The sequence below is a fragment of the Natrialba taiwanensis DSM 12281 genome (assembly GCF_000337595.1).
Classification (GTDB): Archaea; Halobacteriota; Halobacteria; order Halobacteriales; family Natrialbaceae; genus Natrialba; species Natrialba taiwanensis.
Genome location: NZ_AOIL01000007.1, coordinates 1 through 8,718, shown reverse-complemented (window position 1 = coordinate 8,718; position 8,718 = coordinate 1). Strand labels below are relative to the sequence as shown.

Here is an 8,718-nt window from a genome sequence, read left to right as displayed (position 1 = left end):
CCCACGAACGTGTTGTAGGTGATGTTGATCTCGTCGTAGCCATCATCAGAGTTGTCCGTGATCTGGGCAAGCGACTCGAAGCCACTTTCACCCTCGTCACCGATCTGGATGTAGGCCGTGTCAGTGTTTTCGAGGTCGAGCGTGAGCTCGGCGAGGTCGCCCTGGCCGACGACGATGTCAGAGGTGACGAGGTCAACATTCATGTCGTCGTCGGAGACGTTGACCGTCGCGTTGTCTGCGGCAGTCGTGTCTGCTGCTTCAACGTCGAACTGGTACTCGCCAGCGTCAATACTCGAGAAGCTGGCATCGAACGTGCCGCGAGCGTCAAGCGTGATCTCGTCGTCTTCAGAATTGACGTCAAGCACGCCGTTTTCGCCCTCTTCGCCGAAGATGTTCTCGAGGTCCTCGGCTTCAAGCCCGCTGGCGCTCACAACTGCCTGGAAGTCTGCGCGTGCAGAGTCGATCTCGAGCGAGGTCTCGGAGGAGTCGCCCTCGATAGTCGTGACGGTGCTGTCATCGAACTCAGAGGGGAGTTCCTGAACGCGGATATCGAACTCGAACGTTTCACCGTTGGACTCGAGTTCAGCGAGTTGGTAGGAACTCTCGTCGAGGTTGTCCGTCTCAATGACAACAACCTCAGACCCTGCGCCGATCTCGGTCTCAAGAGCAGCCACTTCGAGGTCGTCGTATGCGTCGGCAGCCTCACTGAGGCTGTACACCGTCAGTTCGCGCTCCCAAGACGTCTCGTCCTCACTTGAGTCAACGACTTCCTCGAGGTCGATGGTATCTGCATTAGCGTCGGTGACGTCGACGACACCGAGCTCGCCCTGGAAGAGTCGGTCACTGTGGGGGAGTTCGGACACGCCGAGTGGGAACTCGCCCTCTTCGGTGAACTCGACTGCCGTTTCGGTGTTGGAGTCCACATTGACGGTGGTGCTGGCGGGGTTGTAGCCGTCTGCTTCAGCGTCAATGGTGTACTCACCGGCTTCCAGGCCAGTGAACGTCGCGGAGTCCGTGACGCCAGTCTCCTCAGTCCCGTCAACGGTGACGGTCGCACTGTCACCATCGGCCAGACCAACGACGTTAACGGTCAGGTCGTAGGTCTGAGTGTTGGCGCTGAGTGCAACGCTCGTTTCGGTGTCACCGCTTGGCGTGACGGTATCCGTCCCTTCCTGATACCCGTCTTGGTTGACGGTGANGTTGGCGCTGAGTGCAACGCTCGTTTCGGTGTCACCGCTTGGCGTGACGGTATCCGTCCCTTCCTGATACCCGTCTTGGTTGACGGTGAGGTCGTACTGGACACTGTCGTTGACTGCGAACGTGACCTGCCCACTCTCGTTCGTGGTGTTAGTCGCGTTCACAGTTGCGTCATTACTGCGTTCAATTGCTACGTCTGCTCCACTGAGGACGTTTCCGTCCTCGTCGGTGACTGTCACGGTGAGNCGCGTTCACAGTTGCGTCATTACTGCGTTCAATTGCTACGTCTGCTCCACTGAGGACGTTTCCGTCCTCGTCGGTGACTGTCACGGTGAGTGTGGAGTCCCCAGGATCTTCCACTGCCGCCGCCGCACCCGCGAAGGATGCAGTCATGGCGACAACGGAGAGAACCATCAGTACAGCAAGGAACGCCGCACGTCCCTTTTCGCACATCGAGATTTCTTCTGTTGTCATATTATTATCATCTGTGTTCTGGTTGCGTGTCGATTCTACTGGGCGGTCTGTCCCAGCGGCCGGCAACTCGATCGCATGACCGGGCTGCCCGGAGGCCTGGAACATGACCTCCCGGGNCCATCCGTAATAAGTCTTCTAGATTGATACCGAGTTCACGAAAGTAATAATCTAATAGAAATAGGGTAAAACAAAGATACTGACAGTCACTATCCACAATATATTTGTGGGATGGCTCCAAGGGTGTGGTGTGGGCAGCGGGCCCGCAGGGACACACATCCCCTATCGCGAATGTCATTTATTGTGGCGAGCGGGGGATGTTGGGCACTCCCGGGTAGGGACTGTGAGNTGTGAGTGTTTTTCCACCCCCGCTCGTTTTCACCGCTTTTGAGCAGCGGCTCGTGATCTTGACCGGCGTGCAGCCGTGTTTTGCCGCCGTCCCCCCCTACACTTCGGCCGTCGAAAGGCAGTGGCAACCCCGTGAATCGCATGTCACGATACAGAACGCGTCGGTCGGCCAGAAAGAGGTTGGTTAAACTCTGATTTAATCAAGTCCTCTCCCGTCGGNCCGTGAATCGCATGTCACGATACAGAACGCGTCGGTCGGCCAGAAAGAGGTTGGTTAAACTCTGATTTAATCAAGTCCTCTCCCGTCGGTGAGGTCGAGTTCGTCCGCGAGTTCATCGAGGTCTCGCTCCTGGACGTCGCCTAACTCGTCGAGTGCGTTCCGGAGTAGTTGCTCGTAAAAGTCCGGGTGCTTCTCAAGCGGATCGTTCCCCTCCTGCCGCCAGCGCAGATTGAGTGCGTCGAACGCCAACTCGGCCTCGTCGACGAGGGAGTCTGGGAGGGAGAGCGTTTTCCGTTGCTGCTCGCGGACCCGGCCGCCCGCGTGGATCTTTGCTGACTCTGCCAGCTGCTCAAACCATTCCCCGTACCCTTCGGCACCGGCATGGATCTTCCCATGACAGCTTTTACAGACCGGGATTAGGTTATCGATCGCGTTGTTCTCGCGGTTGCCGTCTATGTGGTGGACAATAATCCCCTCCACGCCCCCGCAGATCTTGCACTCGGACCCTTTCGTGTCAAGGCAGACTTGCCGATAGGAGGCGCTACTCATTGCCCCCTTCACGCTCCAAGGCTTCAATGCGTTCTTGGACTTCTTCTGGATCCATACTTTCCAAGCGTTCGATGCCAAGTGCAACGACGAGTGGGTAGTAGTGCCGGGTTTTCTGCAGAGAGTGTCCATACTCCTCCTCGAAATCGAGATCGAGGTGTTTGTAACTCGTAGTGAGGCTGCGGTCCAGGAACTCTGGGAGGTAGATGCTCGTTGCCCTCCATTCCTTCTTGACGTTCTTTGCAAACATTTCATTCTCACCATTCATTTCTCCCTTTGAAGCCTTTTCGTTCTTTGCCTTCTTGGAAGAGTTGTCTTCGTCGCCGTCGAAGCGCTGCCGAAGCCGATCCTGGACGTCGTCGTCATTCATCGGCGATCGCCTCCAGGCAGTCCGCGACATCGGCATAGACTGCGCGCATGTCCGTCTCCTCAGCCCCGTCGCCGAAGATTGAGCCGCCGGCATTCAGCGAACGCTTGATCGCCGCCCGATGCCGGATCTCGAACAGCGGACAGCGGCCCTCGAACGTCTCGCCGAACCACTCAATCGCCTCTTTCTGCGGGTTATCGAGCGGGTAGTTCACGTTCGAAATGAGGATCCCGCGCTCGCGGATGGTCGCGTCGTAGTCGGCCTCGAGCGATTCGATCTGGTTTAGGAGGTGCTCGACCGCGAGCATGGACGTCTTCGCGGCCTCGACTGGGATCAACAGATTCTCGCACGCCAGGAGCACGTTGTCGTTTATCGGCCCGAGCGAGGGCGGGGCGTCGACGAGCAGGTAGTCGTAGCCCCCGAAGCCGTCGACCAGCTCTCGGAGCCGGAGCCGCGGCCGCCGACCGCGGGCGATGAGCTCCTGCTCGAGTCGGAACAGATCGATGTTCGACGGGATGACGTCGAACTCCGCGTGCCCGACGACGATCTCCTCGAGCGGCGTGTCGTTGGGCTCGGTTATCGCATCGAATAGCGTCGACTCGTCGGCGAGGTAGGCGTCGCGAAGACCGAGCGTGTTCGTCAGATAGCCCTGCGGATCGAGATCAGCGACGGCGACGCGATGCCCTCGGTCGGCCAGTCCCCCGGCGATGTTGATCGTGTTCGTGGACTTCGCTNGGAGTTCCATGCGTGCAAAGGTAAATCCACGTCAGACGGAGACAGTTAGAAAAGCGCAAGGTACCGCCCGCGGATTGTTCGCTCCGGGTCATGGTTCTAGATCGGCGAACGTCGTCTGTCCCGGATAGCGCTGATACCCCGTGATCTGCGAGATCGTCCGGAATGCGCCATCGGCTCGCCGATACCGTCCGACGACTTCGGTCTGATCACTGTGCGGTTCCCAAGTGGCGTTATAAATCACGTATCCGCCCGGCTTGACCGCGCGGACGAGCTGAAAGAACTGGTCCCAGCGGTCGAAGTAACTCATCGATTTCCAGGGCGGATCGGAGATCGCGACATCGAACGAACACGGCTCGACGATCTCGAGAAGGNGGTCCCAGCGGTCGAAGTAACTCATCGATTTCCAGGGCGGATCGGAGATCGCGACATCGAACGAACACGGCTCGACGATCTCGAGAAGGTCGAACATGTCCCCATCAATTATTTCATCGGACTGCGGTTCGGCGTCGATGAGAACATCGCCGAGACGAGACGCGCCACAGGGACAGTTCAGGACCCTGGCGTCCTCGTCGCACTGCTCTCGGATGAAACGCTCGACGCCGTCGGGCCAGCGCCAAGCGTCCGTGTAGGCGTGAACCTTTGGGATATCCGTACTCATGGCCCCNCCTGCACTGTCTGATGGTCCAAGTCTCGCGTCATCGTTCGAACCTCACGTTTTCACTGTTGCACCGGATGCAGACTTGCGGCCGTCCCGGCTTCCAGAACTGGCCCCATTCCCACTCGCAGTCGTGGCAAACACAGTTGACGGCTTGGTACGTTCGAGTATCCGGATTTAGCTCAGTCATCGTTCGTTCTCCGAGTGCCGCTCACAGTAGAGTGAGCAGTATTGCTTTTGTCCGTATCTTGGATTGCTGCATTGCTCCCTGTCGCACGATTCAGTGTTTCCGAGAGCATTCACGGCTTCTCNCTTTTCGGAAGGACTACCGCCACCGACGAGATCCTCGCCACAGAGCGGGCACTCATTCCACGGAGTTTTCTGGACTCGCGCAGTGCGCAGGACTCGCTGGGAAGATTGTGCGTCAGTCACGATCATCACCGGCCAGCGGGCCGATTCCTTCCTCTGCGAGTAGTGACGCACCTACTGCGTTGGATGCCTCGCGAAGGATTTGGTAGGACTCCTCGTCTTGACGCTCGAGCCGACTGAGGTAGTAATCGGAGATGTTCTTTTTAACGATGTCCCAACCCTTGAAATCGTACGGGTTGCCGTCCTCCCCCTCCTCAAGAGCGTTCTCCCACGCCTCTTCCATGTTCCCCTTCTCGCGTTCGGCCTCATCTCTCGTCGCGAACGGTCCACGGATCGACGAGAACATCGCGCTGTCCCGATCGTGTTCGATGTCAACCTCGACGACGAAGAACGCCTCGAACGGCGGCTTGTCGTGCACGAGTTCTTTCTCCTCTGTATCACGCGGCAAGTTCCCTCCCCTCCTCGTCGGTCATCTCTTCGATTGCAGCCGCGAACGGGTCGTACTCGAACGCTCGGCCTTCGCAGTTTTCACAGTCGATGACCTCGCTGTACGACGGACCACGCCACTCGTATTTGACGTGCGCAAACCGACCGCAGTTCCCGCAACGAATCTGCTGGGTACCATTTCCAGATTTCACGCTGTCTCACCTCGGTCAGTATCCGGACGTAGTGCTCGGTTATTCTCTCCGTAGAACTCGTCGTTGTACGTCTCGGCGAGTTCCCGAACATTCTCGCCGGTTGCCCGCCGAGTCTCTGGGTCAGGCTCTTCGCCGGCCTTCAGGTCGGCCCCGACAAGCTCCGCTTCGTCTCCATCTATCCCGATGAACCCAGGGCCATCGAGATGGAAGAACAGCCGGTCGACCCCGAGTGCGGCCGCATCAGCGGCCGACTCTGTCCAGCATGGCGGCAGGTCGACGCCGTCGGGGCAGAGTCCGATTTGCATCGAACCACACGACGGACACTGGGGGATACCGTTTCGTCCCGTCTCCCCACACGATGCGCACTCCCACCAGTCGAGAAGATCACCCTCGCGTTCAGTACCATCGGCGGACATTACGCTTCGACCTCCACCAATTTCGAGATATCTTCGTCTCCACAGACCGGGCATTTCCACNCCCTCGCGTTCAGTACCATCGGCGGACATTACGCTTCGACCTCCACCAATTTCGAGATATCTTCGTCTCCACAGACCGGGCATTTCCACGCACCGGACACGATTTCTTCCGAGATAGCGAAGACAACTCGACAATCGCCGCACTGGTACGGCTGCCATGATTCGCCCTCCGGAAGCAATCGCTTGGTCTCGTCCCCAGATCGGTCACTCTGCATATGGATCATCCTCCAGTNCTGGTACGGCTGCCATGATTCGCCCTCCGGAAGCAATCGCTTGGTCTCGTCCCCAGATCGGTCACTCTGCATATGGATCATCCTCCAGTTCTCCGTTTAGGAACTGCTCGCCCCAGTCCTCGGGCATCTCGGTCGGTTCAGGGATAGCGACGTGGTTGTCGACTCCGCGTGCACGATCTTCTGCCGCCCTCTGCGTGAGTCCGTCCGCGACGGTGTCGAACCACAGCTCGCCGATGCCGATTCCGGTCCCTTCTGCGACCTGCCAGCGAGCGCCCCCGGACATTACGCTTCGACCTCCTCGGCGGCATCGTGCATCCAACCCCAGACCGGATTCGGAATAGCGTCCGGATTCTGGTCGACCGTGCCGTGGATCCCCTGGACGAAATGCCGCTCGTGTGGAGCAAGATCGTGGACTCGGTCTGCACTCACGTCGTTGGCCATCAACTCTGAAATGACCGCTTTCAGTTCGTCAGTAGGTTCGACCGCGCCGTGGTCGCTCCCCTCCGATGGCTTGAGCCACATCCCCTGACCGTCTGGCAGGCGTTCGTAGAGCGACATCCCGCTTCCGTCGCTCGTTTCAAGCCAAAACGAGAATCGTGGATCTTCCTCGTCTTCCTCGTAGAGGTAGAACACGAACTCGTGCTCGGTCTTGTCCTCGAGTTGTTCAGTCATCGAGAACACCTGCCTTCTTTCGCCGCCATCGAAGGTCAGCAGACAGTTCTCTCCGTCCGCGAGAGGTCGCCTCGTAGAAGTTCGTCCGTCGGTCGACCTCTCCCTTCTGGATCAGCCCCATCTCTTCGAGATCGTTGAGGGCCGGGTAGAGACGACCGNTACATCTCGAGTTCGTCTTTGATCTGCTGTCCGGACGGCTCGTCCATACCGGCCAGAACCGTCAGTACGTCTCGACGGAAGTCGTTCAGGTCCTCAAGCGGCGAATCGTTCGGGTTTGCTGTAGTTGCCATTTTGTGACTGTCTCCTACACATACCAGTACTATTTCCAACTACTAAAAGGCTACGGGTAAGATGATATGAATAGTAGGATGCGCATACCCACCGTCAGACGGTATGCTACGAATCGGAAANAAACTGAAGCATCGGACGAGAGTCCGACTGGTCAATGGCAGATTGGCAGGATGACGAGCGACTGAATGCGACTGATAAGGATATCCTCGAACTGCTTGAGGCCGGCCGGGAGACACGTGGCTCGCTGGTTGATAACATCGGGAAGCACGAGACGACGATCTCCCCGCGGCTCAAGTGGCTACGCGAGTGGGGGTACGTGCGATACTATCACGAGCCGACCGGCCTGTACGAGCTGGCCGACGATCAGTGACATCCTCCTCGCCGTAAACGGCGAGGCTTCCCACAACAGTGGGATTCCGGCTGTGCCGTAGGTTTCAGTCCGAGTAGGCCGCGAGCGTCATCTGCGAGGATTTCTCGCTCGTCTCGCGGTGGACTGTGGCGCTGTCACAGGCGCTCCCGTTCCGTGGCGAGTCATCGCGTTCCGGTTTCCAAGGAACGCTCTCTCCCCACGGATTGACGCGACCGGCGATGTTCGCCGCCGCGTTGATATCTGCTTGAAACTCTGTTACGTGGCAGTCGTCGTTCGTACACTTGAACTCCGCTTGCGACCCACGGCGGCCGATGTGACCGCACTCGTGACACGTTTTGGACGTGTAGCGCGGATTCACGAACCGGACCGGAATACCGGCTTCGGTGGCCTTGTCTTCGATCCGACCCTGAAGCCGGGCGAACGCCCATGCGTGAAGGCGTCGGTTCATGTACTTGCCGTAGTCCAGATTCTCGCGGATATACGACAGGTCCTCCATCACAATCACCGGGTTCTCGAAGGACCTGGCGTACTCGACGGCTTCGCGAGACGCCTTCTCGACGATATCCGTGAGCGCGTTCTGGTAGTGGTCGAAGCGTTCGTCAACACGCCACTCGACGGCGTCACGTTCCTGAAGGCGCTTCAGGGTCGTGAACATCTCTTTGCGGAGGTGGCGTGCACGACTGCCACTTTCGAGCATCGGTTTCGTCGGCGTGTTGCGCTTGAGGGCACAGCCCGTAATCAACGCGGATTCGCCGATATCGAAGCCGATGTGCGTTTCGTCGCCGTCTGCCTCGGGTTCTTCGACCGAGTACGTGACGGTGACGTGCAACACCCAGCTACTCCGGTTCTGCTGGAGTCGAATCTGTCCGGCCTTCGCGTCCTCGCTGAGAAGATCGTGCCACAGCGATTCTTGCTCGGGATTGATTCGGAGCGGTATCCAGAAGTTCGTGCCGTAGCCCGGCAGAGGAACGTTCCAGCAAATCTCGTGGTGTCGAGACTCGTCCCGATCGAACTTCGCGGCCTGGTTCGTGAGCCGGAGCGGGTGTTCGTCGTCCAACTCGCGGGCGTTGTACGTTTTTCGGAGTTTTGGGACGTAGCTACACAGTGCAGCCTTCGCCTGATACGGTAGG

Annotated in this window: 13 protein-coding genes (1 of these 13 only partly in view); 1 reads left to right on the top strand and 12 read right to left on the bottom strand. The window is 58.5% G+C overall.

Annotated features, from left to right (window positions below):
- The 11 genes from C484_RS24075 to C484_RS24835 all read right to left on the bottom strand — a co-directional run.
- Window positions 1-1,436 carry the 5' portion of a carboxypeptidase regulatory-like domain-containing protein gene (locus C484_RS24075; RefSeq protein ID WP_049914940.1) on the bottom strand. 103 nt of this gene lie to the left of the window's left edge, so 1,436 of the gene's 1,539 nt are visible here — the first part of the coding sequence; the start codon lies at window positions 1,434-1,436; the stop codon falls past the left edge of the window.
- The gene (locus tag C484_RS24840; protein WP_449289163.1) at window positions 1,381-1,611 is read right to left on the bottom strand and encodes a hypothetical protein; all 231 of its coding nucleotides are present in this window, start codon (window positions 1,609-1,611) and stop codon (window positions 1,381-1,383) included. The genes C484_RS24075 and C484_RS24840 overlap by 56 nt, the downstream gene beginning before the upstream one ends.
- Window positions 1,612-2,302: 691 nt before the next feature.
- Window positions 2,303-2,785, bottom strand: a complete 483-nt coding sequence (locus C484_RS00850; protein ID WP_083867260.1) for an HNH endonuclease signature motif containing protein — start codon at window positions 2,783-2,785, stop codon at window positions 2,303-2,305.
- Window positions 2,778-3,152 (bottom strand): hypothetical protein, encoded by a 375-nt coding sequence (locus tag C484_RS00845; RefSeq protein ID WP_006824087.1) that lies wholly within the window; start codon window positions 3,150-3,152, stop codon window positions 2,778-2,780. The genes C484_RS00850 and C484_RS00845 overlap by 8 nt, the downstream gene beginning before the upstream one ends.
- Window positions 3,145-3,894, bottom strand: coding sequence for a ParA family protein (locus C484_RS00840; protein WP_006824086.1), 750 nt, complete (start codon window positions 3,892-3,894; stop codon window positions 3,145-3,147). Before C484_RS00840 ends, C484_RS00845 begins: the two co-directional genes overlap by 8 nt.
- Window positions 3,895-4,963: 1,069 nt before the next feature.
- Window positions 4,964-5,356, bottom strand: coding sequence for a hypothetical protein (locus tag C484_RS00830; RefSeq protein ID WP_006824084.1), 393 nt, complete (start codon window positions 5,354-5,356; stop codon window positions 4,964-4,966).
- Window positions 5,346-5,546 carry a hypothetical protein gene (locus tag C484_RS00825; RefSeq protein WP_006824083.1) on the bottom strand — a complete coding sequence of 67 codons (201 nt, stop codon included), beginning with the start codon at window positions 5,544-5,546 and terminating at the stop codon, window positions 5,346-5,348. Before C484_RS00825 ends, C484_RS00830 begins: the two co-directional genes overlap by 11 nt.
- Window positions 5,543-5,962, bottom strand: coding sequence for a hypothetical protein (locus C484_RS00820; RefSeq protein ID WP_006824082.1), 420 nt, complete (start codon window positions 5,960-5,962; stop codon window positions 5,543-5,545). The genes C484_RS00825 and C484_RS00820 overlap by 4 nt, the downstream gene beginning before the upstream one ends.
- A gap of 354 nt (window positions 5,963-6,316) precedes the next feature.
- On the bottom strand, window positions 6,317-6,538 hold the full coding sequence (locus C484_RS00810) for a hypothetical protein (protein ID WP_006824080.1): 222 nt from the start codon (window positions 6,536-6,538) through the stop codon (window positions 6,317-6,319).
- A complete protein-coding gene (locus C484_RS00805) occupies window positions 6,538-6,927 on the bottom strand; it encodes a hypothetical protein (RefSeq protein ID WP_049914939.1) in 390 nt (129 codons plus the stop codon). Before C484_RS00805 ends, C484_RS00810 begins: the two co-directional genes overlap by 1 nt.
- Window positions 6,920-7,048, bottom strand: coding sequence for a hypothetical protein (locus tag C484_RS24835; RefSeq protein ID WP_006824078.1), 129 nt, complete (start codon window positions 7,046-7,048; stop codon window positions 6,920-6,922). Before C484_RS24835 ends, C484_RS00805 begins: the two co-directional genes overlap by 8 nt.
- 324 nt (window positions 7,049-7,372) lie before the next feature.
- Here C484_RS24835 and C484_RS00795 point away from each other — a divergent pair, with 324 nt between their 5' ends.
- On the top strand, window positions 7,373-7,588 hold the full coding sequence (locus C484_RS00795; protein ID WP_006824077.1) for a winged helix-turn-helix domain-containing protein: 216 nt from the start codon (window positions 7,373-7,375) through the stop codon (window positions 7,586-7,588).
- Between the two features lie 64 nt (window positions 7,589-7,652).
- On the opposite strand, the gene C484_RS00790 is transcribed toward C484_RS00795, so the two are convergent.
- On the bottom strand, window positions 7,653-8,718 hold a 1,066-nt coding region (locus C484_RS00790; protein ID WP_006824076.1), incomplete at its 5' end, for an RNA-guided endonuclease TnpB family protein.

Bases quoted from the DNA above. Each gene is read 5' to 3' on its own strand.
- C484_RS00845 (WP_006824087.1), bottom strand. From the start codon at position 3,152: ATGAATGACGACGACGTCCAGGATCGGCTTCGGCAGCGCTTCGACGGC.
- C484_RS24835 (WP_006824078.1), bottom strand. From the start codon at position 7,048: ATGGGGCTGATCCAGAAGGGAGAGGTCGACCGACGGACGAACTTCTAC.
- C484_RS00820 (WP_006824082.1), bottom strand. From the start codon at position 5,962: ATGTCCGCCGATGGTACTGAACGCGAGGGTGATCTTCTCGACTGGTGG.
- C484_RS00795 (WP_006824077.1), top strand. From the start codon at position 7,373: ATGGCAGATTGGCAGGATGACGAGCGACTGAATGCGACTGATAAGGAT.
- C484_RS00805 (WP_049914939.1), bottom strand. From the start codon at position 6,927: ATGACTGAACAACTCGAGGACAAGACCGAGCACGAGTTCGTGTTCTAC.
- C484_RS00810 (WP_006824080.1), bottom strand. From the start codon at position 6,538: ATGTCCGGGGGCGCTCGCTGGCAGGTCGCAGAAGGGACCGGAATCGGC.
- C484_RS00850 (WP_083867260.1), bottom strand. From the start codon at position 2,785: ATGAGTAGCGCCTCCTATCGGCAAGTCTGCCTTGACACGAAAGGGTCC.